General features: G+C 69.6%; 22 protein-coding genes. 6 read left to right on the top strand and 16 right to left on the bottom strand.

The features are described 5' to 3' along the window. Nucleotides 1–110 precede the first annotated feature (110 nt). Both D7D52_RS03340 and D7D52_RS03335 read left to right on the top strand, forming a co-directional pair. Nucleotides 111–584 (top strand): MarR family winged helix-turn-helix transcriptional regulator, encoded by a 474-nt coding sequence (locus D7D52_RS03340; protein ID WP_120735001.1) that lies wholly within the window; start codon nt 111–113, stop codon nt 582–584. A 95-nt stretch (nt 585–679) separates the two neighbouring features. Beyond that, nucleotides 680–1,522, top strand: a complete 843-nt coding sequence (locus D7D52_RS03335; RefSeq protein ID WP_120735000.1) for a patatin-like phospholipase family protein — start codon at nt 680–682, stop codon at nt 1,520–1,522. A gap of 13 nt (nt 1,523–1,535) precedes the next feature. Here the strand turns inward: D7D52_RS03335 and atzF are convergent, their stop codons facing one another. The 5 genes from atzF to D7D52_RS03310 form a co-directional block, all read right to left on the bottom strand. Beyond that, entirely contained in the window at nt 1,536–3,209 is a 1,674-nt protein-coding gene (gene atzF / locus D7D52_RS03330; RefSeq protein WP_425464652.1) for an allophanate hydrolase, read from the bottom strand. Next, nucleotides 3,169–5,103 (bottom strand): 5-oxoprolinase/urea amidolyase family protein, encoded by a 1,935-nt coding sequence (locus tag D7D52_RS03325; RefSeq protein WP_425464651.1) that lies wholly within the window; start codon nt 5,101–5,103, stop codon nt 3,169–3,171. Before D7D52_RS03325 ends, atzF begins: the two co-directional genes overlap by 41 nt. Before the next feature lie 74 nt (nt 5,104–5,177). Continuing rightward, the gene (locus D7D52_RS03320; protein WP_120734998.1) at nt 5,178–5,792 is read right to left on the bottom strand and encodes an urea amidolyase associated protein UAAP2; all 615 of its coding nucleotides are present in this window, start codon (nt 5,790–5,792) and stop codon (nt 5,178–5,180) included. Continuing rightward, on the bottom strand, nt 5,789–6,535 hold the full coding sequence (locus tag D7D52_RS03315; RefSeq protein WP_120734997.1) for a DUF1989 domain-containing protein: 747 nt from the start codon (nt 6,533–6,535) through the stop codon (nt 5,789–5,791). The genes D7D52_RS03320 and D7D52_RS03315 overlap by 4 nt, the downstream gene beginning before the upstream one ends. Before the next feature lie 67 nt (nt 6,536–6,602). Further along, nucleotides 6,603–8,162: an amino acid permease gene (locus tag D7D52_RS03310; RefSeq protein ID WP_120734996.1), complete on the bottom strand. Its 1,560-nt coding sequence runs from the start codon at nt 8,160–8,162 to the stop codon at nt 6,603–6,605. A gap of 185 nt (nt 8,163–8,347) precedes the next feature. On the opposite strand from D7D52_RS03310, the gene D7D52_RS03305 reads away from it, so the two are divergent. Beyond that, complete coding sequence (locus tag D7D52_RS03305; RefSeq protein WP_281279162.1) at nt 8,348–9,043, top strand: TetR/AcrR family transcriptional regulator; 696 nt, start codon at nt 8,348–8,350, stop codon at nt 9,041–9,043. Nucleotides 9,044–9,098: 55 nt separating this feature from the next. On the opposite strand, the gene D7D52_RS03300 is transcribed toward D7D52_RS03305, so the two are convergent. Then, nucleotides 9,099–10,604 carry a TerD family protein gene (locus D7D52_RS03300; RefSeq protein WP_120743760.1) on the bottom strand — a complete coding sequence of 502 codons (1,506 nt, stop codon included), beginning with the start codon at nt 10,602–10,604 and terminating at the stop codon, nt 9,099–9,101. A 167-nt stretch (nt 10,605–10,771) separates the two neighbouring features. On the opposite strand from D7D52_RS03300, the gene D7D52_RS03295 reads away from it, so the two are divergent. Continuing rightward, nucleotides 10,772–12,418 (top strand): MFS transporter, encoded by a 1,647-nt coding sequence (locus tag D7D52_RS03295; protein ID WP_120734994.1) that lies wholly within the window; start codon nt 10,772–10,774, stop codon nt 12,416–12,418. Here the strand turns inward: D7D52_RS03295 and D7D52_RS03290 are convergent. From D7D52_RS03290 to D7D52_RS03275, 4 genes are all read right to left on the bottom strand, one after another. After that, a complete protein-coding gene (locus tag D7D52_RS03290) occupies nt 12,415–12,921 on the bottom strand; it encodes a hypothetical protein (RefSeq protein ID WP_120734993.1) in 507 nt (168 codons plus the stop codon). The genes D7D52_RS03295 and D7D52_RS03290 overlap by 4 nt on opposite strands. A 115-nt stretch (nt 12,922–13,036) precedes the next feature. Then, on the bottom strand, nt 13,037–13,432 hold the full coding sequence (locus D7D52_RS03285) for an NUDIX hydrolase (RefSeq protein WP_162958148.1): 396 nt from the start codon (nt 13,430–13,432) through the stop codon (nt 13,037–13,039). A gap of 29 nt (nt 13,433–13,461) precedes the next feature. Next, a complete protein-coding gene (locus D7D52_RS03280) occupies nt 13,462–13,932 on the bottom strand; it encodes a hypothetical protein (protein ID WP_120734991.1) in 471 nt (156 codons plus the stop codon). A 166-nt stretch (nt 13,933–14,098) separates the two neighbouring features. Continuing rightward, nucleotides 14,099–14,623, bottom strand: coding sequence for a hypothetical protein (locus tag D7D52_RS03275; protein ID WP_120734990.1), 525 nt, complete (start codon nt 14,621–14,623; stop codon nt 14,099–14,101). 98 nt (nt 14,624–14,721) lie between these two features. Between D7D52_RS03275 and D7D52_RS03270 the strand changes: the two genes are divergently transcribed. Then, nucleotides 14,722–16,104 (top strand): serine hydrolase domain-containing protein, encoded by a 1,383-nt coding sequence (locus D7D52_RS03270; RefSeq protein ID WP_120734989.1) that lies wholly within the window; start codon nt 14,722–14,724, stop codon nt 16,102–16,104. Nucleotides 16,105–16,135: 31 nt separating this feature from the next. Here D7D52_RS03270 and D7D52_RS03265 read toward each other — a convergent pair whose 3' ends face one another. Beyond that, on the bottom strand, nt 16,136–16,726 hold the full coding sequence (locus D7D52_RS03265) for an isochorismatase family protein (protein WP_120734988.1): 591 nt from the start codon (nt 16,724–16,726) through the stop codon (nt 16,136–16,138). Nucleotides 16,727–16,858: 132 nt separating this feature from the next. Here D7D52_RS03265 and D7D52_RS03260 point away from each other — a divergent pair, with 132 nt between their 5' ends. Then, nucleotides 16,859–17,845: a GlxA family transcriptional regulator gene (locus D7D52_RS03260; protein ID WP_187703105.1), complete on the top strand. Its 987-nt coding sequence runs from the start codon at nt 16,859–16,861 to the stop codon at nt 17,843–17,845. A gap of 10 nt (nt 17,846–17,855) precedes the next feature. On the opposite strand, the gene D7D52_RS03255 is transcribed toward D7D52_RS03260, so the two are convergent. The 5 genes from D7D52_RS03255 to D7D52_RS03235 form a co-directional block, all read right to left on the bottom strand. Further along, nucleotides 17,856–18,653 carry a family 1 encapsulin nanocompartment shell protein gene (locus D7D52_RS03255; RefSeq protein WP_120734986.1) on the bottom strand — a complete coding sequence of 266 codons (798 nt, stop codon included), beginning with the start codon at nt 18,651–18,653 and terminating at the stop codon, nt 17,856–17,858. Nucleotides 18,654–18,670: 17 nt separating this feature from the next. Then, the gene (locus D7D52_RS03250) at nt 18,671–19,708 is read right to left on the bottom strand and encodes a Dyp-type peroxidase (protein ID WP_120743759.1); all 1,038 of its coding nucleotides are present in this window, start codon (nt 19,706–19,708) and stop codon (nt 18,671–18,673) included. 62 nt (nt 19,709–19,770) lie between these two features. Then, entirely contained in the window at nt 19,771–20,097 is a 327-nt protein-coding gene (locus tag D7D52_RS03245) for a cupin domain-containing protein (RefSeq protein WP_120734985.1), read from the bottom strand. Nucleotides 20,098–20,211: 114 nt separating this feature from the next. Continuing rightward, nucleotides 20,212–20,715 (bottom strand): dihydrofolate reductase, encoded by a 504-nt coding sequence (locus D7D52_RS03240; RefSeq protein ID WP_120734984.1) that lies wholly within the window; start codon nt 20,713–20,715, stop codon nt 20,212–20,214. Nucleotides 20,716–20,785: 70 nt separating this feature from the next. After that, on the bottom strand, nt 20,786–21,613 hold the full coding sequence (locus D7D52_RS03235; RefSeq protein WP_120734983.1) for a thymidylate synthase: 828 nt from the start codon (nt 21,611–21,613) through the stop codon (nt 20,786–20,788). Between the last annotated feature and the right edge of the window lie 5 nt (nt 21,614–21,618).

Raw genomic sequence — 21,618 nt, 5'->3', positions numbered from 1 at the left:
CGGAACCTCCATTTAGTTGCAGTGCGGAATATTGCGCTGACAACAAGATATCCGATATCTTCCGCGCGTCAACTATCCGCGCGGAAAACGTCTGGTTTAGGCTGGTCGCCGTGGATCCCAAGCATCTCTTCGACGACCCCCGCCTGACCGCCGTCGGGCTGCTCTACGAGGCGCACGACGGCCTGCTGGCCCAGCTCGAGCAGAGCTGGAAGAGCAATGGGCTGTCGGGGCTCGACCTGAATGCCCTCCTGCGCCTGAGCCGTTCGCCCGGCCGCAAACTGCGCATGACCGATCTGGCCGTGCAGACCAACCTCTCCACCAGCGGCGTCACCCGGCTGGTGGATCGGCTGGAGCGCAACGGTTTCGTGCGCCGCGAGGCCGATCCGGGCGATCGGCGCAGCTCCTACGCCGTGCTCACCGCGGCCGGGGCGACCCGGGTGGCGCGGGTGCTGCCCGCCTACCTGGAACTCGTCGATCGCTGGTTCACCGGTTTGCTCGGGCCCGAACGGCTCGAGCAGCTGACGGCGGGGCTGCGCATCATTCGCGACGCCACCCGGCCCGAGGCGACCCAGATCACGGAGTGACCGGTGCGCGGGGCGGAGATCGCCGCCGCTCCGGCCGCCCAGCCGGTAGTTTCAAACCGCAGGGTGTCTTTTGCGGGCAGGAAGTAGGGACGGGTATGACGACCGAACGTGCGCTGGTTCTCGGCGGGGGTGGAGTGGCCGGGATCGCCTGGGCCACCGGCATTGTCGCGGGGCTGGCGGATGGGGGCGTGGACGTGCGGGAGGCGGACCTGTTGCAGGGCACCTCCGCCGGGTCCAATGTGGCCGCGCAGCTGGGCAGCGGGCTCGAGCTGGCGGAACTGGTGCGGCGACAAGTGGATCCGGAGCTGCAGAGCCGCGAGATCGTGCCGTCCATGGAGAAGTTCGCGGGACTGTGGGAGACGCTGTCGGCGACGCTCGCGGCGATGCCCACCGATTCGGTCGAACGCCGCCGCAAGATCGGCGCGCTGGCGTTGAACGCGGAATCGGTGCCCGAACCGCGGCGGCGCGCGGTCATCGAATCCCGGCTGCCCGTGCACGAGTGGCCGGAACGGGCGTTGCGGATCACCGCGGTGGACGCCGGGACCGGTGAGTTGCGGGTGTTCGACAAGGATTCGGGCGTCGCGCTGGTCGACGCGGTCACCGCCAGTTCGGCGGTGCCGATGGTGTGGCCGTGCGCCACCATCGGCGGGGTGCGCTATACCGATGGCGGCGTGCGGACTTCGGTCAACGCCGACCTCGCCACCGGATTCGCCCGGGTGCTGATCATCGCGCCCATGCCGGATGCGGAACTCGAGGCGCAGGCGGCGGGACTGGTCGCGGCCGGGGCGCGGGTCGAGGTGATCGTGCCGGACGAGGCGGCCATCGCCGCCTTCGGGCTAAACCCGCTCGACTCCGCCACCCGCGTCCCGTCGCTGGAAGCCGGTCGCGCCCAGGGCAAGACGGAGGCGGAGCGGATCGCCGCCTTCTGGCGGGACTGAGAACGCGCCGCGCTCAGACCGCTCCGGCGGCCAGGGCCGCGCGCCAGCCGCCGTATTCGCTGATGTCCTTGGCGGATTCGGCGGCGGCGCCCGCGCAGCTGAAACCGGTGTGCCAGGCGCCGTCGGCGAGTTCGACCGCGCCGAGTTGCATCGGAGCGGGCAGGTTCGCGAGGAAGCGGCCCAGGGCGGCGGGGGAGAGCAACCAGCGTTCTCCGGCGATCGCGACACCGGATTCGCCTGTGGGGACACGGGTTACGGCCGGCTTGGGCGGGACGGTGTCCAGGGCCGCCAGCCGATAGTGCGGGGCGGTATCGACCGGTCCGCCCCAGCGGGCGCCCAAAGCTGTGAGCTGGTGTTCGAGCGGTTGACCGCGCAGGTGTGCGCCGACAACGATCAGCTCCTGAACGGGGGCTGCCGTTATCGGCCAAACCTGTTCCACCGGTTCGATTCCCATGATCATGGCGGCGATGTCGAGGGCGACGGCGTCCTCGAACGGGCGAGCCAGCACGCTGACGCCGAAGTGCGGTTCATCCGTCGGTACGGCGACCGCGCACAGCTCGAAGAGGTTGCAGAAGTTCGTGTAGGTGCCCAGGCGTGAGTTGACGCCGATGGGGTCGGCCGCGACATCGGCGATGGTCGGATGCGTTGGCGCGGTGGGGATCAGCAGGGCGTCCGCGCCCGCGAGACTCGCCATGGCCGCGGTGCGCAACCGCTCGAGGACGGCCAGATCGGTGACCAGCCGATGGGCTGGTAGATCGCGGGCGGCCCGGATGATCGAACCGACAGTGGGATCGACGGACTCGGGGTGTGCGTCGACGAATTCACCGACGGCGGAATAGCGTTCGGCCACCAGTGCGCCGTTGTAAAGCAACTTGGCCGCGTCCAGGAATGGCGTCGCATCGACCGGCACGATGGTCGCACCTTGCTCGCTCAACGCCGTGACAGTACGTTCGAAAGCGCTGCGCCACAGTGGATCCAGATCGGGCAGCTCGCGGAAGACCGCGACAACCGGCTTCGGTGGCGCGGCCAGCCGGACATCGGCGGGCCAAGGCCGGTGCGGCGCACCGGCCGCCATGACGCCCATGGCACGATTCGCCAACCGTGGATCGGCGGCGAAGATCGTCACGCAATCGTATGAGCGGCAAGCCGGCACCACGCCTTCGGTGGACACCACACCCACCGTCGGCTTGATCCCGACCAGCCCGTGAAACGCCGCCGGAACCCGCCCGGATCCGGCGGTATCGGTGCCGATGGCGATATCGGCAGCCCCGCTCGCCACCGCGGCCGCCGACCCGGAACTCGAACCGCCCGAGACGTATCCGGGCCGCAGCGCGTTCTCGACGGCGCCGTAAGGCGAGCGCGTGCCGACCAGACCCGTGGCGAACTGATCCAGATTGGTCTTGCCGATCACGACCGCCCCCGCCGCCCGCAAGGCCGCGACCGCCGGCGCGTCCCGCTGCGGCGTATACGCGTAGTCGGGGCAGGCGCCGGTGGTCGGCAGGCCGCCGACATCCACGTTGTCTTTGACCGCCAGTCGCAGTCCCGCCAAAGGCCCGGTGGCCGTGGCTGTTTCGGTAGCTATATCGGCTGGATCGCGGTGGTGGATCCACACGGTCATCTGAAATCTCCTCGAGAGTGCGCGGCGTTCACGGTGTTTCGGCGAGTTCGCCGGCCTCGCGCCAGGAATTGCGTTCGGCGGTGAAGGCTTCGGCTTGCCGGGCACGGAAGTCGCTGATGGATTCCGCGTTGTCGGCCAGGAACTTCCGGTAGTCGACGAGTCGGAATTCGCCGTCTTCGGCGTCGAGGACGCCGCGTCCGGCGGCGGTGTCGGCGCGCAGGTCCAGGAGTTCCTCGGCGCTCACCGGATACCATCTGATCCGGTCGAAATAGCGCAGCAGCCAAGGGTCTTCGCCGATACCGGTGGAGCGGTGGTTCCACACCTGGGTGGTGCGGCCGACGAACTGGTAGCCGCCGGGACCCTCCATGCCGTAGATGCACAGGTACGCGCCGCCGATGCCGACCGCGTTCTCCGGCGTCCAGGTGCGGGCCGGGTTGTATTTGGTGGTCACCAGGCGGTGACGCGGATCGGTGGGGGTGGCGACGGGCGCGCCGAGGTAGACGTCGCCGAGGCCCAGGACCAGATATTCGGCCGCGAACACGGTGTCGAAAACCTCGTCCACGGACGACAATCCGTTCATCCGGCGGATGAACTCGATATTCCACGGGCACCAGGGCGCGTCGGCGCGGACGCCGTGCATGTACCGGATGACCGCCTCGCGGGTGGAGGGGTCGTCCCAGGACAGCGGCAGCCGGACGGTGCGGCTGGGCACCACCAGTTCGTCGGCGGCGGGGAGCTCGGATTCCACCTCGCTCAGCAGGGCCAGCAGCCGGCCGGTGGGCAGCCGGTCCGGGTCGTTGCGCACCTGGAGGGACCGCACGCCCGGGGTGAGTTCGGTGATGCCGGGCTCGGCGCGTTCCAGCAGCGCCTGATGCAGGGCGTGCACTCGGGCGCGCAGCTCCAGATCCAATGTCATATCGCCGTATTCGACGAGCAGGCCGTCATTGCCCGCGCGGCGGTAGGTGACGGTGCTGTCGACCCCGTCGTGGCGCGCCAGTACGCCGTCGTCGCCGTCGCCGCCGGTGGACAGCACCACCGGCCAGCCCGCTCGGCGTTCGGGGCCGAGTTCGCGCACGGAGGCCGCGCGGTCGGCGCGGACGGGGACGAAGCGCACGCTGTCGCCGGGTGTCAGCTGGCCCAGCTTCCAGCGATCGGCGGCGACCACGGTCACCGGGCAGACGAATCCGCCCAGGCTCGGGCCGTCGGGTCCGAGCAGGATCGGGGTGTCGCCCGTGAAATCCAGGGCGCCAACGGAATACGCGGTGTCGTGGATGTTCGACGGATGCAGGCCGGCCTCGCCGCCGTCGAGTCGCGCCCACTGCGGTTTGGGCCCGATCAGCCGTACACCGGTCCGATCGGAGTTGAAATGCACCTCGTAGTCGGTGCCGAGGATGGTGTCGAAATCGGCGCGGGTGAAGAACTCCGGCGCGCCGTGCGGCCCCTCGGTGACCGCGAGCTCCCAGCGGCGGGTCAGCACGGGCTGATCGTCACCGGTCACCCCGGCGGTGACCCGACCGGGCGTGCCGAGGGCGAACCGGTCACCGGTGGTCAGCGCCCGGCCGACACCACCGCCGAACTTGCCCAGGGTGAAAGTCGCACGGCTGCCGAGGTATTCGGGCACCTCGATACCGCCCGCCACCAGGATGTAGCAACGCATTCCGGGGCCGCGCACCATGCCGACGTCGAGCACGCCGCCCGCGGGCACCAGCACGCTGCCCCACTGGCGCACCGCGGCGCCGTTCACCGTGACGGGCGCCGGTGCGCCGGTGACGCACACCCAGGTGTCGCGGTCGAACCGCAGGGCGGGCCCGCCGAGGGTGCATTCCAAGCCCGCCGCGCCCTCGGGATTGCCGAGCGCGCGATTGCCCAGGCGGAACGACAGGTCGTCCATCGGCCCGGACGGCGGCACGCCGACATGCCAGTAGCCGACCCGGCCCGGCCAATCCTGCACGGTGGTCTGCATTCCCGGCCGCTCGACGTGGAATGCCGGTGCGGGACGGTCGTTCTCGATCATGTCGAGGTCGGGCAGGACGGCGGTCATCGCGTCACCACCATGCGCACCGGCGTGGGGGCGAAACCATTGCAGGGATTGTTGATCTGCGGGCAGTTCGAGACCAGCACCAGGGTGTCGATCTCGGCGCGCAGCGTCAGCGACTTACCGGGCGCGGACAGGCCGTCCACGATGCCGAGCGTGCCGTCGGCCTCCACCGGAACGTTCATGAACCAGTTGATGTTCGACACCAGATCGCGCTTGCCCAGCCCCCACTTCAACCCCTCGGCCAGGAAGTTCTCCACGCAGGCGTGCTGGTGGCGGGTGTGATGGCCGTAGCGCAGCGTATTGGACTCCTGCGAGCACGCGCCGGCCACCGTGTCGTGATTGCCGACCTCGTCGGCGACGACGGTCATGAGCGGTGTCCCGGATTCGGTCAGCAGCACGCTGCCGGTGGTCAGGAAGATATTGCGCTGGGCGGTCACCGTGGCCTGCGCGCTGTAGCGGTCGGTGTGATCGGCGGCGTTGTAGAGCAGGCAGTCCACCGCCTGATTGCCGTGCAGGTCGATGATCTCCAACTGTTCCCCGGCGCGCACCACGGCCGACCACGGGGCGCGGGCGGGAACGGTCTGGTCCAGGACGACGGTGCGGGTGTCGATCATGCGCGGGCCTCCAGCGTGCGTGCGTGCCAATCGCGTTCGGTGTTCTCCACCGCGCGCAGGTATTCCGGATCGGTGTTGTGGGTCAGCGCGAGCTGTGCCGGCGCGGACCAGGCCACGACGTCGAGTGCGGTCGGGGGAGTGGGGTCCAGCGGGTGCTCGGCATTGGCGACGAGCAGCGTCACCGGCAGGTGGATCAGCAGGTCGACCGCCGCGCCCGCGCCTGCGGTGCCCGAAACCGTCAGCGCCCCATCGGATTCCACGCGGATGCCCCGGAAGAACGACACCGTCGGGCCGATGTCGCGCGGTTCGAGCCCCTGCTTCACACCCGCCAGCCGCAGCGCCTGCCGGGCGGCGGGCGAGGGGCCGCACAGGGTGTCGTGGCGGCCGGAGGAATCCGCGACGAGGGTGGCCAGCACCCGGCCCTGATCCGAGAGCAGCGGGTGGCCCGTGCTCAGGTACGCCTGCCACGGCACCTTCACGGTATCCGCGACATTCAGTCGCTCCCAAGGGGATTCGGCGCGCAACAACAGGACGTGGGCGCACGCCGCGCCGGCCGGGTCCGACAACCGGATACGGGTGCCGCGCCCGAGCACGACATTGGCGTAACCGCCCGCCGGGATCCGCTGGGCGAAGATGATGGCGTCCGGGTCGACGCCCGACGGCAGGTCGGGGCCGACGGTCGCGGCGACCGCCGCTTGGGAGCGGGCATGGTCCCGTGCTCCGGTGGTGCTGGCTGTGGTCATTGCTGCTCCGTTTCTCGGGTCTCGCCGGAGACCGGGCTCCGGCGAGATCGTCGGGATGTCCTGTCTTTCAGGCGGTCTGGGGAACCGGGGCGGTGGCCAGGGTGCGAGCCGGGGTGACGATGCGGTGCACCACCACGCCCACCGCCACGGTCAGCAGCACGAACAGCGGGGCGGCCCAGAGCATCCACCAGCCGCCACCGGTCGGGGTGTAGACCTCGGCGCGCGGCCAGGCCAGATTCACCGCCATGGCGACGCCCCACACGACGGCGAGGGCGTTGATCGGAATTCCCCAGCGGCCCAAAGCGAACAGCTTGGCCCCCGCGGCGTCACCGGCCACATCGGCGGGCCAGCCCTTGATGCGGCGCACCAGCAGCGGCACCGTGACCAGCAGGTAGGCGAGGTAGAGCATGACGATGCAGACGCTGGCCAGGGTGGCGAACACCGCCGCATTGCCCAGGTTCAGCAGCAGCAGGCCGATGCCGAGCGCGCCGATCACCACCGCGGGCCACACCGGCGTGCCGAAACGCGGGTGCACGTTCGCGAGCGGCTTGGCGAACGGCAGCCGGCCATCGCGGGCCATCGAGAACAGCAGGCGCGAACCAGCCGTCTGAATCGCCAAGGTGCACACCGTGATCGCGCACGCCACGCACGCCAGCACGATCTTGCCGGGGGTGGTGTCGAGCTTGGCCTCGATGACGTAGGCCAGTCCGCCGGTGCCCAGCGAGCCGTCGGTCAGGCTCGGTGCGGCCATGAGCGCGCCCAGCAGGATGAGACCGCCGCCCAGCGCCGAGACCGCCAGCGCGGACAGGATGGTGCGCGGCGCGACGTGGCGCGGGTTCTTGGTCTCCTCGGAAAGCTCACCGGCGGAATCGAATCCGACCATGACGTAGGCGGCCATCAGGCCCGAGGCCAGGAAGGCGGCCCAGTACGGACCGGGCGCGGCCTGATCGTGCTGCAGGACCACGCCGGGGCCGCGATCGGTGTGGGTGAAGAACACCGCGATCACCGCGCACACCCCGATGATCTCGATCGTCACGCCGAGGGAGTTGATGCGGGCCATCCAGTCGATGCCTGCCACGTTGATCACGGTGGTGAGCACCAGCAGCACGCTGCCCAGCAGGACCGCGTTCGACGCGCCGTCGCGCGAGGTGAGGGCGCTGTCGGTGCCGATGAACTGGAAACCGGACCAGATGCTGGGCAGCACCACCTGCAAAGCGATGGCGGCGGCCGCGGCGGTGACGATCTGGGCGATGATCATCATCCAGCCGGCGAACCAGCCCACCAGCTCCCCGGCCAGCCGCCGCGACCACTGGTAGATGCAGCCCGAGATCGGGTAGCGCGCGGCCAGTTCCGCGAAGTTCAACGCCACCAGGAACTGGCCGGCGAACACCAGGGGCCAGGTCCAGAAGAAGGCCGCGCCGCCGAAGGAGAAGCCGAAACCGAAGAACTGGAAGATGGTGGTCAGGATGGAGACGAAGGAGAATCCGGCCGCGAAGGAGGCGTAGCGGCCGAGCTTGCGGTGCAGGACGGGCTGATAGCCGAAGCGCGCCAGGTCGGCGCTGTCGGGGCTGGGCTCGGGGAGGCTCGGCGGGTGGTCGGGGACGATGGCTTCGGCGGAGGCAACCATGGCGGCGATCTTTCGCGGAGGGGAATATCTATCGGTTGAAAGTTTTCCCGGCTCGGTCGCGTGTCCGGTGACGCCGCTGTTTCGGTCGGGTGGCCTGCCGTAACTTCTGGGTTGCCGGGATTTCTGTCAAATGACAGAAAACTCACCTCGCAGGTCGCCGCCGCGAGTAGGACAGAATGAAGACCGTGACCCAACTCGGACCCGGCCGTCCCCGACTCGAACCCCGCCGCCGCGCCGGACAGACCCCGCGCGCCGAGATCCTCGACGCCGCCGCCGAGTTGTTCACCGGCCACGGCTACGGCAATACCTCCACCCGGGCCGTCGCCGACGCCGTCGGCATCCGCCAGGCCTCGCTGTATCACCACTTCGCCAGCAAGGACGACATTCTCGACGCGCTGCTCGGCGAAACCGTCAGCGCGCCACTGGAACTGGCGGGCAAACTGGCCGGGCGCGCGGAACCCGCGGCGGTGCGGCTCTACGCGCTGGCCTGGTTCGACGTCAGCCAGCTGTGCGCCAGCCGCTGGAATCTGGGCGCGCTGTATCTGCTGCCCGAGCTACGCAGCGACCGCTTCGCCAGATTCCGGGAACGCCGCGACGAGCTGCGCGGGCACTATGAAACCCTCTCGGCGGCCGTGATCGCCGAGGCGGGCGCGGCCGCGGGGTCCCCGGCCGGATCGGCGGTGCCCGGGGCGGAACTGCTGCCCTTCCGGCTCGTCGAATCGGTCATCGACATGCGCTCCGACGAGGGGGCGGCGCCCGAATACGCCGAACAGCTCATCCCCGACGCCATTCTGCGCCTGCTGTGCTGGACCGGGTCCCTGGCCGAAACCCGGTCGGCCGCACTGGAATTGGCTGCCCAATTCCCGGCCGAGCAGGAGTAACCCGCCCATCGCGGCGGGGCTGATCGCAGGGCGGCAGCGGTTTTCGTGGTTCGGGTCAGGACTTGCCTTTGGAGGTGCCCCATTTGAGGCCCCAGCCGTAGGCTTGGTCGACGGCCATCTTGCCCCAGAAGCGGCGGCCCTCCGGCGGCCTGACGAAGCGGCCCTCGCGGCGCACCACCAGCTCGCCGTGCAGGTTCTCGATCAGGGCGAGCGCCATCTCGCGGGAATCGTCCTGGCAGCCGCCGACTTCCATCTCGATCGGCGCGGAATCGCGGGGGTACAGGGTGGCGGTGGCGTGGACGCCGCGGAAATCCTGGGCGCCCTCGTAGAGGGACGCGAACACCAGGATGCGGCGGAAGTCGGCGGTGTGGTCGAGGTTGATCGACAGATTCTCGCCGGTGGCGCTGCCGCCGGTGCGGTCGTCCTGATCCAGGGCGATGAACGGCGGCTTGTGCAGATTGCCGAAGGTGTCCAGCGCGCTCACGCACCCCTTCGAGCCGTCGGTCAGCTCCCAGAACGCGCACAGATCCAGATCCAGGCCGCCGCCGGCGCGCTTGCGGCCGAACAAACCCCCGCCGGAACTCGGCACCGACCATTTGAGATTCACCCGCATGATGCCGCCGGTCGCACCCTGCTTGGTCAGCGAAACCGCCGGCGCCTCCTTCGTCAGCGAGATCTTGCCCAGATTGACGCGAGGCGCGGGCGGCGCGACCGGTTGGGGCGCGGGCGACCGCGCACCGAATTGCGGCTGCGGTGAGGCGAATTGCTGTGGCGGAGGCGGTGCGAACTGCTGTGGCGCGGGCTGCGGAGCGTACTGCTGTGGCGGCGCGAATTGCTGCGGCGGAGGCGGTGGCGCGAATTGTTGTGGTGCGGGCTGCGGAGCGAACTGCTGCTGTGGCGGCGGAGACTGCGGCGCGACGGGCTGGGGCGCGGGCAGCTGCTCGCTGAATTGTGGCTGCGGTGGGGCGGAGTGCTGTGGCGGGGGCGGTGACGCGTATTGCTGTGGCGCGAACTGGTGGGGGGCTGGGGTGGCGGGGGTTGGTTGGGGGGCGTCGTCGACGGAGATGCCGAAATCCTGTGCCAGGCCGGCTAATCCGGTGTCGTAGCCCTGGCCGACGGCGCGGAATTTCCAGGCGCCGGCGCGGCGGTACAGTTCGCCGAGGACGAAGGCGGTCTCGGAGGTGGCGTCGGCGCTGTCGAAACGGGCCAGCTCGCGGCCGCTCGTATCCACCAGGCGCACGTGCAGGCCGCGGAATTGGGCGAAGGTGCCGCCGTCCGCGGAGGCCGCGAGCACGATGGTGTCGATCTGGGGTTCCACGCGGTGCAGATCGACCGACAGGACGTCGATCACCTGCGCGCCCTGCTGTTTGCCGTGATGGCGGACCGCGCCCGAGGCGTGCGCGGGCTGGTTGTAGAAGACGAAGTCGGCGTCGGAGCGCACCCGCCCGCCGGCCAGCAGCAGAGCGGAGGCGTCGGCGTCGGGCACCCCGGGTCCCGTCTCCCACCCCAGTTCGATCCGAACCTCGGTCACCGGCACCGCAACGTTGGAACCCTTCAGCATCGACACATTCTTCAACGTATCCGATTCGGACATCCCCCGTTCCGGGGTATCTGGTCTGCAAATGTGCAGCTGCTCACCCACCTGCACTTACACTGTTGGACGGTCATAAGGCACATTGGTAGCCAACGCGACATCTTCGAACGGCTGTACAGCGGCGGGAGAGATGGATGACGGAAACGCAGCGCGATCTCGGACGCGAGCAGGGCCCCCACCGGAAATGGATCGTCCTGGCGGTCCTGGCGCTGGGCTTGTCCATGGTGGTGCTCGACGGCACCATCGTCGCGGTCTCCCTGCCCGTCATCATCGACGACCTGCAGCTGAATCTCACTCAGGCGCAATGGATCAACAGCATCTACGCGGTGGTGCTGGCCGCCCTGCTCATCACCAGCGGCCGCCTCGGCGACCGGTTCGGGCGGCGCGCCATGTTCGCGGCCGGCGTGGTCGTCTTCCTGCTCGGCAGCCTGCTGGCCGCGCGGGCGCACCACGCCTGGCCGCTGATCCTGGGACGCATCGTGCAGGGCATCGGCGCGGCCGGGGTCATGCCGGGCACGCTGGCCACCATGAACGCCCTGTTCCGCGGGCGCGACCGGGTCATCGCCTTCGCGGTGTGGGGGTCGGTGATCTCCGGTGTCGCCGCCATCGGACCACTGCTGGGCGGCTGGCTCACCACCTACTACAGCTGGCCGTGGATCTTCCTGGTCAACCTGCCGTTGGGCGCGGTGGTGCTGGTCGGCCTGCTGGTCTTCGTGCCGGAGACCCGCATGGGCGAGCACGCGCCCGGCCTGGACGTGGATGGATTCCTGCTCAGCGCAGCGGGTTTCGCGCTGCTGGTGTTCGGCCTCATCGAAGGCCAGACCTACGGCTGGTGGAAGCCGCTGCGGGAATTCCCGCTGGCGGGCTGGAACTGGCCGGCCACCGCGCCCCTCTCGCCGATTCCGGTGCTGCTGGCGCTCGGGGTCGTGGCGCTGCTGCTGTTCATCCGGTGGGAGCGGCATCGCGTGCTGATCGGCCGCTCGGCGCTGCTGAATCCCGCGCTGTTCACCATCCCCAGCTTCCGGTGGGGCAACATCACCGCGTTCATGGTGGCGCTGGGTGAATTCGGGCTGCTGTTCGTGCTGCCGCTGTTCATGGTGAACGTGCTGGGATTCTCCACGCTCGGCGCGGGTTACGTGCTGGCCGGAATGGCCGTCGGCGCGCTCCTGGCCGCCGGCCTCGCCGAGGGGCTGGTGCGCAGGTACGGGCCGGTGCGGGTGGTACAGCTCGGGCTCGGGTTCGAGGTCGTGGCGGTGGCGCTGACGGCGCTGTTCGTGACCCCGCACATCTCCGGGTGGTGGCTGGCCGTGCTGCTGGCCGGGTACGGCGTCGGCCTGGGGATGGCTTCCGCACAGCTCACCGGGACCGTGCTCGCGGATCTGCCGACCGACAGTTCGGGCCAGGGCTCGGCCACGCAATCGACTGTGCGCCAAGTCGGTTCGGCCTTCGGCACCGCGGTCATCGGCGCGCTGCTGTCGGCCGCGCTGGCGCACGATCTGCCCGAGCGGCTGGCGAAGGTGCCGGACCTGCCGTCGAAGGCCGCCGACACCCTCGCCACCGCGACCCGCGAATCGGCCGGCGGCGCCATCTCCGGGGTCCGCGAACACCATGGGGCCCCGGCCATTCTGGACGCCCTCGACCGCGCCTTCACCGATTCCACCCGCGTCACGCTGCTGGCCGCGGCCGTGGTCCTGGCCATCGGACTGGCCTCGGCCACGCTGATCCCGAACCGGCCCTACACCGGTGAGTCGCGGGCCAAGGACGGTACGCCGGACGGTTAGAGCAGCTGGCCGTCGCGGCACAGGCTCGTGGAGCGGGTCGACGTCTTCGGTTGCGTCACACCGGGATCGAACGTCCACTGCCCGATCGGGCCCGCCGACTTCCACAGCAGCCCGCCGCTGGTCGGCACCGCCTCGAAGACGTCCCCGACACCGGGGACGAGCTGATCGCCGACGCAATAGTCGTCGTAATCGGCGCCGGGTTGGCGCGCGCCCGCGCTGAACCGGCCCACCGGGTTCGCGTCCGCGCCCGGATTCGGCACCGTGCTCGCGCCCCCCGCACCACCGCGCGACCAGCGCGGACCGGCCGCATCACTGCCGCAGGTGAACGCCCAGCCGCCCGCGACCACCCGCGACCCCTGCGGATGCGCCTCGCCCGCCCACAGGCAGGCCGCCTCGGCGCGGGCGGCGGCGAGGCCGTCCATCCTGGAGTCGGCGGCGGTCCCGATGCCGAGACCACCGGTGGCCAGCGTGGCCGCGGCGAGCAGAGTAAGCGGTTTGATCACTGCAATCACCCTCGAGTCGGTGCGATCCGGAATCCGGAGCACGCACGCGCGAGCGGCGCGGATCCGGTTGGCGTAGCTGCCGTTCAGGAATAGCCGGGGTGGTTACAGCGGCGGATCAGTCGATCAGGCCGAGGGCGTGCAATCGCTGGAAGACGAGCAGGGAGCCGGGCGCCACCTCGTCCATGCCCGCGTACTCGCCGAGGGTGAACCAGCGCAGCTCGGCGATCTCGCCGGAGGGTCGCGGTTCGGCGGTGAGCTCGCCCAGGAAACAGGTCATGTGCAGCTGGGTGCCGGGGGTGTGGCCGTACGCCTCCGCCTCGAAGACCCCCAATTCGCTGACGGCCCTGGCGCCGACGCCGAGCTCCTCGCGAATCTCACGGTGCAGCGCCATCTCCGGCGTCTCACCCGGATCGATCTTGCCGCCCGCCATGTAGAAGACGGACTTGCCGGCGGAGCGGGTCTGCAACATGCGCCGATCCCGGATATGAGCCAGAGCAGCGGTGCGAATCACCGTCCCACCCTAGCCAGCCGCGGCAGCGGTCAGCAGGCCACGGTGCGCAGCTGGGCGCGATCGCGAACGGCGGCGGCGCGTACGGCCGCCGACAGGGCGACGAGCGGTGGCACCCAACGAGCCTCGTGGGGTGCGATATTCCAGGCGATGGCGCGGCCCGGGGACGGCAGCGGGATCGCGGCGCCGTCGGTGTGCACGACCGCACCGGCGGCACGCAGCATCTCGACCGCGCGCGCCGCCTTGGCCACACCCAGCACCAGGTGAATCTCGCGGCGCTGCGGACCGGGCAGCTCGAGCACCGGGCCGGAGAGATTGTTGGCGCGCAGGTAGCGGCGCACGCCGGCCGCGGTCGCCCCGGTCAATTCGACCGCGGCGAGCCGATTGTCGGTGATCAGATCGATGCCGTCGGCCGTTTCCGTGACCGTCCAGCCGCGTCGGCGGTAATCCTCGGCCGGGTGCGGCAGCGAGGCAGGGACGAGCATGGGAACCGTTGCGGGCATTGCTTTCTCCCATTCACCAGGTCGATCGGGTTCAGCCGGCGGGGGTTGATCTTTCCGCCGCAGGTACCACCCTCACACCCGCGCCTGTGGGCCCGATCCGCTGAAGCTGTGAGAATCCGCAGAGCAGGCTGTGCCCTCCCGGCAGGATAGGCCGCACCCCCGTCGATCAGCGCGCGGGCGGAGCGATCTTCCAGTGCGACTGCAGCGCCTGCGCGATATCGGGCAGGATGGTCACCGGAATTCGTTTGTGCCGCAGCATTGTTCGAATCTCGTCGACCTGTTCCCGCTTACGCATATCGTAGGCGTTCCCGATCGGCCGCACCACCGGCGGAATCGACAGCAACACCAGTTCCTGATGCGGTTCCTCCCCGCCGTTGAGATCCAGGGCCAATGTCCAGCGACCCTTCTCGCCCAGCGTGAACCGCCCGGCCACCACCCGCTCCCAGCCCAGAGCCGAAGAGCGCCACAGGGTCCGGCGCACGATCGTCTCCTCGGTCAGCTCGATCCCGTCCCGGCCGAACAGCGCGAACAGCAGCGCGATCGCGATGCCCGCGCCGAAGAACAACCCCGTGAACACCCGGTTCACCCCGAAGACCCCGACCGTCGCCGCGCACACGCCACCCGCCACGGCCAACCCCGCCACCGCGTACGCGGCCACCCGCCGCCCCGGCACCACGCCCGCCCGCACCATCGTCCGCTGCCTCCCGCTCCGACTGCGGGACACCGTACCCGCCGGTGTGCTCCGGCTCCAGTACCGCGCCGTGCCCCGCCCGCACCTAGGGTGCAGCCATGACCGCTGATCTCACGCGTCGCCTGACGGAGCTGATCGAGGAGCACGAGGTGCCCGGGGCTCAGGTGGCGGTGCTGGCCGGCGGGGAGATCGCCGAAGCGGCGGCGGGCGTGCTCAATACCGCGACCGGGGTGGCGGTGACCACGGATTCGGTGTTCCAGATCGGGTCGGTGACCAAGACGTGGACGGCCACGCTGGTCATGCAGCTGGTCGCCGACGGACTGATCGAGCTCGACGCGCCCGTGCGGCGGTATCTGCCGGAATTCCGGCTGGGCGACGCGGCGGCGACGGCCGCGATCACCGTGCGGCAGCTGCTCGATCACACCTCGGGCATCGAGGGGGACCTGTTTCTCGACACCGGGCGGGGCAGCGATGCGGTGGCGCGGCTGGTGGCCGCGCTCGGCGAGGCCGGGCAGGTGCATCGGCCGGGAGAGCTGTTCTCCTACTGCAACAGTGGGTACGTGGTGCTGGGGCGGCTGCTGGAAGTCCTGCGCGGCAAGCCCTTCGACGAGGTGCTGCGGGAGCGGCTGATCGGCCCGCTCGGATTGCGGCAGGCGGCGGTGGACGCCGACGAGGCGATTCTGTTCCGGGCCGCGGTCGGGCACCTCCCCGGCGCGCCGGGGCAGGCGATGCGGCCGGCACCGGTGTGGGCGCTCGCGGCCTCCAATGCCCCGGCCGGGGCGCGGCTTTCGATGTCGGCCGGGGACCTGGTGCGGTACGCGGGAATGCATCTGGCCGGCGGGGTCGCGCCGGACGGCACCCGGGTGCTACCGGAATCGGTGGCGCGCGCCATGACTCGGCCGCAGGTCGCGTTGCCCGATATCGGCTACGGCAGCCATTGGGGTTTGGGCTGGCAGCTGTTCGATCCGGCGGGGTCGGGACTGTTCGGGCACGACGGGAGCACCATCGGGCAGAACGCGTATCTGCGGATCGCGCCCGGCGGGGTCGCGGTCGCGTTGCTGACCAACGGCGGCAATACGAGTGCGCTGTGCCGAGACCTGCTGGGGGAGTTGCTGTTCGAGCACGCGGGCATCCGATTGCCCGAACCGGCCCGGCCGCCCGTGCGGGCGGAACCGGTCGACGCGGCGTGGGTCAGCGGTGTCTACCGGTCCGCCATGGCCGAGCATGTCGTCGAGGTCGACTCCGACGGGCGAGCCTGGTTGCGGACCAAACCGCTCACCGAACTGGCCGCGCTGGTCACGCCGCCCGCCCGGGTCGAACTGGTCCGCCTGCGGTCGGACCTGCTGATCACCGCCGCCCCCGCCCGCGGCCGGCACGCCGTGTACGCCCTGCTGGGCGGCAAGGGCAATGGCAATGGCGAGGGTGGTGGCAGCGGCGCCCGTTTCCTGCACGCGAGCCGCGCCATGCCGCGCCAGGAGTAGGACGGAACTCTCTGCGGCCCTGCGTCTTTCGTTATCGAAGTGCCGAGGCGGAGGGCACGACCACGGCGTACAGGTCGGCGATGGTGGCCAGTGCGGATTCGTGCAGCTGAGTGGCGGTCACCTCGCCGGCGGGCGATCGCAGGGAGCGGGTCGCGCAGGCGTCGGCGACCACGGTGGGGTGATTGCCGCGAAGGAACGCGCCCTCGGCGGTGAAGGTGACGCACATGTGGGTCATGAAGCCCACGATGACGACATTCTTGTTTGCGGCGGCGTCGACGCGGTCGGCGAGGTCGGTGCCGACGAAGGCGTTCGGAACCGTCTTCACGACAACGGGTTCGCCATCGAGCGGGGCCACGGCGGGGTGAATCCGGCCGATGTCGGCGGTGATGTCGTAGGGGCCGCCGACACCACCGTCGTTGATGACGTGAATGATCGCCGCGCCCGCCGCCCGGGCCCGGGCCAGGAGATCAGCGGCGGCGTCGAGGGCGGCCTGCCAGCCGGACAGTTCCATGACGCCGCGGGTGTAGGTGTTCTGGTAATCGACCAGGATCAGGGTGGAATCGGCCAGGCCGGCCGGGGTCTGATCGAAGCCGCTGAGTTCACGCAGGGTCTGTGCGGGCATGGTGTTCCTCCGGAGATCGCAGGGGTTCCCACCGCCCGATGCGGTGGATGTGCTCCACGCTATGAGCCGGAAGTCGTGTCGGAAATGTCATGTAACCTGCAGATCCCGACATCCCGAATCGGACGGAGCGCCGTGGCCACCCTCGAACGATTCGTCGTCATCGTGCTGTTCGATCGCGTCGACCTGCTGGACGTCACCGGACCACCCGAGGTCTTCGCCCTGCTGCGGCGAGAGATGAACGGCGAGAACGCCTATCGCGTGGCGCTGGCCGCCGCCACCCTCGACCCGGTGACCACCTCGGCGGGCGTGCGGGTGCTGCCCGACGTCACCTTCGCCGAGATCGCCGACCGCGGCATCGACACCCTGGTGGTACCCGGCTCGGTCGAGACGGACGGCGACGGCAGGGTGCGGGCGCTGTCGGATCCCGCGGTGGTGGACTGGGTGCGCCGGCTGGCCGCGAACACGCGACGGGTGACGTCGGTCTGCGTGGGCGCGCACCTGCTCGCCGCCGCGGGACTGCTGGACGGCAAGCGCGCCACCACGCACTGGTCGACCGCGCCGCAGCTGGCGGCCGAGCACCCGGCCGTCCAGGTCGACGCCGATCCCATCTTCATCCGCGACGAGAATGTCTGGACCGGTGCGGGACTCACCGCCTGCCTGGATCTGGCGCTGGCCCTGGTCGCCGACGACTTCGGCGACGCGCTGGCGCTGCGCGTCGCCCGTCAGCTGGTCATGTTCCTCAAAAGGCCCAGCGGGCAGAGCCAATTCAGCGTGTCGCTGGAACCGATCTCCACCACGCGCCGCATCGACGAACTGCGGCACTACATCACGCGCAATCTCGCCGGGCGGCTCACCGTCGCTGACCTCGCCGCGCAGGCGCACGTCAGCGAACGGCAGCTGACCCGGATCTTCAAGACCGATCTCGGCACCACCCCGGCCGCCTACATCGAGTCCGCGCGAGTGGAATTCGCGCGGCATCAGCTCGAGACGACCGACAACACGCTGGAGCGGGTGGCGACGCAGTGCGGTTTCCACACCACCGACACCCTCACCCGGGCATTCCGGCGCACGCTGGACACGACGCCGACGGAGTATCGAAACCGCTTCCGGATCAACTGATCCCGCCTGCCTACGCCTCCAGCGCGACCGCCGCCTCGGCCGTGTACACCAGGAAGGTCAGGCTCTCCTGGAAGTACAGCTGCACCGTCTCCGCATCGTGCGCGAGATAGCCGATGGACAGATCCTGGCCCAGTTGCAGATCGAAATCCCCACCGCGCGTGGACAACACGAACGCGCCGTCGATGGCCGGCGCCCAGATGATCTCGCCGTCGATGAGCCGTTCGATATGGGTCCGGATCGGATGACCGTGATCGGAGGTCTCGCTCACCGCGGTGAACAGGTCCGCGGACAGCAGCACCGAATACGGCCCGCCGACACCGGCCAGGCGTAGTTTGCTCAGCGACTGCGCGACCGCCTCGGGGGCCAGGCGCGGATCGCCCGGCAGCTTCACCGGCTCACACGAGGAGCCGGCGCGAATGCCGGTGATCCCGGCCGCCGGGTAGCCCTCGAAAATGGCCCGGTCCTCGGCGAAGGCGATCTTCTTGGCGGCGTCCTTCACCGCGTCCAGATCCGCGTCCTGGGCGCCGCGCTCCACATCGTCGAGCTCCGCGCGCGACAGCGTGAACGGCACCCGCAGCTCCACCAGCGGCGCGACCTGCCGCTGCCGGGCCTGCACCCCCTCACCGGGCGGGGTGATGGTGGCGGTGCGGCCGAGGCCGACCGCGGAGAAGTCGATGCCGTGCGGACCGGAGAGGTCCACCACGCGGCGACCGGCGATGTGCCGCTTGAAGGTCCGCGTCGCCTCCTCCTCGATGGCCGTCCAGGCCTCGGCGGTGATGGGCGCCAGTTCGCGATGCAGGTTGTTCATGCGTTACTCCGTTCCTTTCAACGTTGCCTTAGCGTCCCGATACCCAGGGATCCGTCTCCGGACACAGCGCCGTCGGTGGCTCCCGCCACAGCGCCATCGGTGGCTCCGATCGCAGCGCCATCGGTTTCGGCGGAGTTGTGTGCCGCGGGTGCGGGCGGCAGCTCCTCGAAGAACTCCGTGGCCGGGGCGAAGAACGACGTACCCGTCACGGCGGTGGAGAAATCGAGAATGCGGTCGTACTCCGCGTCCGCGCTGCCCAGGAACATGCGCACCAGCATGGCGTCGGTCACCTCCGGACTGTCGGCGTAGGCGATGTAGTACGTCCCGAACTCGCCGTCCATGACCGAACCGAACGGCATATTGGCGCGCACGATACTGCCGGACACATCCTGATCGTTCACCGCAACATGGGAATTCGCGGGCTTGTCCTCGAGCTCGAAGTCGTCGACCTTGGTGCGGCCGATGATCTGCTCCTGCTCGGTGGTGGTCAGCGCCTTCCAGGCGTTCAGGTCGTGCAGGTATTTCTGCACGACGACATAACTGCCACCGGCGAATCCGGGATCCTCGTCGCCGACGAAGGCGGCGGTGACGCCCAGCGCACCCTCCGGATTCTCGGTGCCGTCGACGAAGCCCAGCAGATCGCGCTGCTCGAAGTACCGGAAGCCCACGGTCTGGTCGACGATGGTGGCGGCGCCCGCGAGCCGTTCGGCGATCTTCATCGCCAATTCGAAACAGGTGTCCTGGTTTTCGGCGCGAATGTGGAAGAGTAGATCACCAGGGGTGGCGGGAGCCTGATGCTTCGCACCCGCGTACCCCGGAAATTCGTGCAGCTGGGCGGGTTTCGGTCCCGCGAACAGCCGATCCCACGCCGCCGAACCGATGCTCGTGATGCACGCCAGGCCCGAACCGGGAACCCGGAACCCGACCGAGCGCCGCAATCCGGGCAGATCCGCGAGCAGGTCGCGCACGACGCCCTCGCCGCCCTCGTCGATGGTGGCGACGAGAAAGATCGCGGCCGGGGTCAGCGGGTCGAGGATCGGCTGAGGCACACCCATGATCACCAGCCTAGGCCCCGGCGCCGACACCGGAATCGACCGGTGCGGCCGTGTCCGGGCGGCTACTTCGCCACGGTCAGCAGAAAGGCCACGTCATCGATGGCTTTCACGCTGTGGCGTGCGTTGGGGATCACGATCAGATCGCCCGCCGAGCCCTTCCACTCGTTGGTGCCGCTGATGAGGGTCAGCACCCCGCTGAGCACCAGCAGGGTGGCCTCGCCCGGGTTCTCGTGCTCGGCCAGGCTCTGCCCGGCCGTCATGGCGATCACCGTCTGGCGCAGGCTGTGGGTGTGACCACCGCAGATGGTCAGGGAACTGCGTCCGCTCGAGGCGGTGGCGGCCAGCTTGAGCTGCTGGCGAGCGACCGCGGTCAGCGATTTCTTGTCCATGGACTGCCTTTCGCCGGAGTATCGCTGAGTATGCCGGAAGCGACCGGACCGATCGGCTGTTTTCGGGACGCGTGTGCGGGAATTGCCCGACGTGGAATCTCCGCGTTATCGGACTTACCGCAAGCCCGGGGAGGCGCGGCGATAACGGCGGAAGCGGTAGCGGAGGCCCTTGGCCGACTCGCGCCAGTCGTCCTCGTCGGAGCGCCAGTCCGGTGCGATGGGCGGGGCCAGGGTGTCGCCGTCGATATCGGCGTCGACCTCGGTGACCATGAGCACGGTGGCCAAAGGCATTGCGGCGCGATAGATCTCACCGCCGCCCATGATCCACACCGATGTGTCGCCGGTCAGCGCGAGCGCCTCGGCCAGCGAACCGGCCCGCTCCGCGCCGTCGGCGGACCAGTCGGGCTGCCGGGTCACGACGATATTGCGGCGACCCTCCAGGGGGCGGAATCGCGCGGGCAGCGAATCCCAGGTCTTGCGGCCCATCACCACGGGGTGGCCCCAGGTGACGTCCTTGAAATGCGCCATGTCCTCGGGGATGCGCCACGGAATCGCGTTGTCGCGCCCGATGATTCCGCGCGGCGTCTGCGCCCAGATCAGGCCGATGGTCCGGCTCACGCTGTGCCCGCCGGGTATGAGCTGGGGGCCTCCATGGTTACGCTGCGCTGCCGCCTCCGGCCCTGACCACTCATACCGCCACCGGGGCCTTGATGGCCGGATGATGCTGGTAGCCCTGGATTTCCACGTCCTCGTAGGAGTAGTCGAACAGCGAGGTGGTGGGCCGCAGGTGCAGGGTCGGGAACGGGTAGGGCTCGCGGGTCAGCTGCTCGCGCACCTGGGCGTCGTGATTGTCGTAAATGTGCACGTCGCCGCCGGTCCAGATGAAATCGCCGGGCAGCAACTCGGTCTGCTGCGCCACCATGTGGGTCAGCAGGGCGTAGCTGGCGATATTGAACGGGACGCCCAGGAACAGGTCCGCGCTGCGCTGATACAGCTGGCACGACAGCTTGCCGTCGGCGACATAGAACTGGAAGAAGGCGTGGCAGGGGGCCAGCGCCATCTTGTTCAGCTCCGCCACATTCCAGGCCGAGACGATCATGCGACGCGAATCCGGATCGGTGCGCAGGGTTTGCAGCACCTGCGAGATCTGATCGATGTGGGTGCCGTCCGGGGTCGGCCACGAGCGCCACTGCACGCCGTAGACCGGGCCCAGTTCGCCGTTCGCGTCGGCCCATTCGTCCCAGATGGTGACGCCGTTGTCCTGCAGCCACTGCACGTTCGAGTCGCCGCGCAGAAACCACAGCAGCTCGTAGACGATCGATTTGAGATGCACCTTCTTGGTGGTGATCAGCGGGAAACCCTGCGACAGGTCGTAGCGGAGCTGATGCCCGAAAATGCTGCGGGTGCCGGTTCCGGTGCGATCCGCCTTGGGGGTGCCGGACTCCAGCACCAGGCGAAGCAGGTCCTCGTACTGCGTATCCCGGGCGCTGTCCCGGGTCTCTCGGCCGCTCTCCACGCCTG

The sequence above is a fragment of the Nocardia yunnanensis genome (assembly GCF_003626895.1).
GTDB classification, from domain to species: Bacteria; Actinomycetota; Actinomycetes; order Mycobacteriales; family Mycobacteriaceae; genus Nocardia; species Nocardia yunnanensis.
Note: the sequence above shows the minus strand (reverse complement) of the source record. Positions and strands in the feature narration are given on the sequence as shown.

Excerpts from the sequence above, each read along its gene's own strand:
- D7D52_RS03310 (WP_120734996.1), bottom strand. The coding sequence starts at position 8,162 with ATGGTTGCCTCCGCCGAAGCCATCGTCCCCGACCACCCGCCGAGCCTC.
- D7D52_RS03300 (WP_120743760.1), bottom strand. The coding sequence starts at position 10,604 with ATGCTGAAGGGTTCCAACGTTGCGGTGCCGGTGACCGAGGTTCGGATC.
- D7D52_RS03295 (WP_120734994.1), top strand. The coding sequence starts at position 10,772 with ATGACGGAAACGCAGCGCGATCTCGGACGCGAGCAGGGCCCCCACCGG.
- D7D52_RS03275 (WP_120734990.1), bottom strand. The coding sequence starts at position 14,623 with ATGGTGCGGGCGGGCGTGGTGCCGGGGCGGCGGGTGGCCGCGTACGCG.
- D7D52_RS03245 (WP_120734985.1), bottom strand. The coding sequence starts at position 20,097 with ATGGACAAGAAATCGCTGACCGCGGTCGCTCGCCAGCAGCTCAAGCTG.
- D7D52_RS03325 (WP_425464651.1), bottom strand. The coding sequence starts at position 5,103 with ATGCAGACCACCGTGCAGGATTGGCCGGGCCGGGTCGGCTACTGGCAT.
- D7D52_RS03270 (WP_120734989.1), top strand. The coding sequence starts at position 14,722 with ATGACCGCTGATCTCACGCGTCGCCTGACGGAGCTGATCGAGGAGCAC.
- D7D52_RS03335 (WP_120735000.1), top strand. The coding sequence starts at position 680 with ATGACGACCGAACGTGCGCTGGTTCTCGGCGGGGGTGGAGTGGCCGGG.
- D7D52_RS03255 (WP_120734986.1), bottom strand. The coding sequence starts at position 18,653 with ATGAACAACCTGCATCGCGAACTGGCGCCCATCACCGCCGAGGCCTGG.
- D7D52_RS03315 (WP_120734997.1), bottom strand. The coding sequence starts at position 6,535 with ATGACCACAGCCAGCACCACCGGAGCACGGGACCATGCCCGCTCCCAA.
- D7D52_RS03280 (WP_120734991.1), bottom strand. The coding sequence starts at position 13,932 with ATGCCCGCAACGGTTCCCATGCTCGTCCCTGCCTCGCTGCCGCACCCG.
- D7D52_RS03320 (WP_120734998.1), bottom strand. The coding sequence starts at position 5,792 with ATGATCGACACCCGCACCGTCGTCCTGGACCAGACCGTTCCCGCCCGC.
- D7D52_RS03265 (WP_120734988.1), bottom strand. The coding sequence starts at position 16,726 with ATGCCCGCACAGACCCTGCGTGAACTCAGCGGCTTCGATCAGACCCCG.
- D7D52_RS03250 (WP_120743759.1), bottom strand. The coding sequence starts at position 19,708 with ATGGGTGTGCCTCAGCCGATCCTCGACCCGCTGACCCCGGCCGCGATC.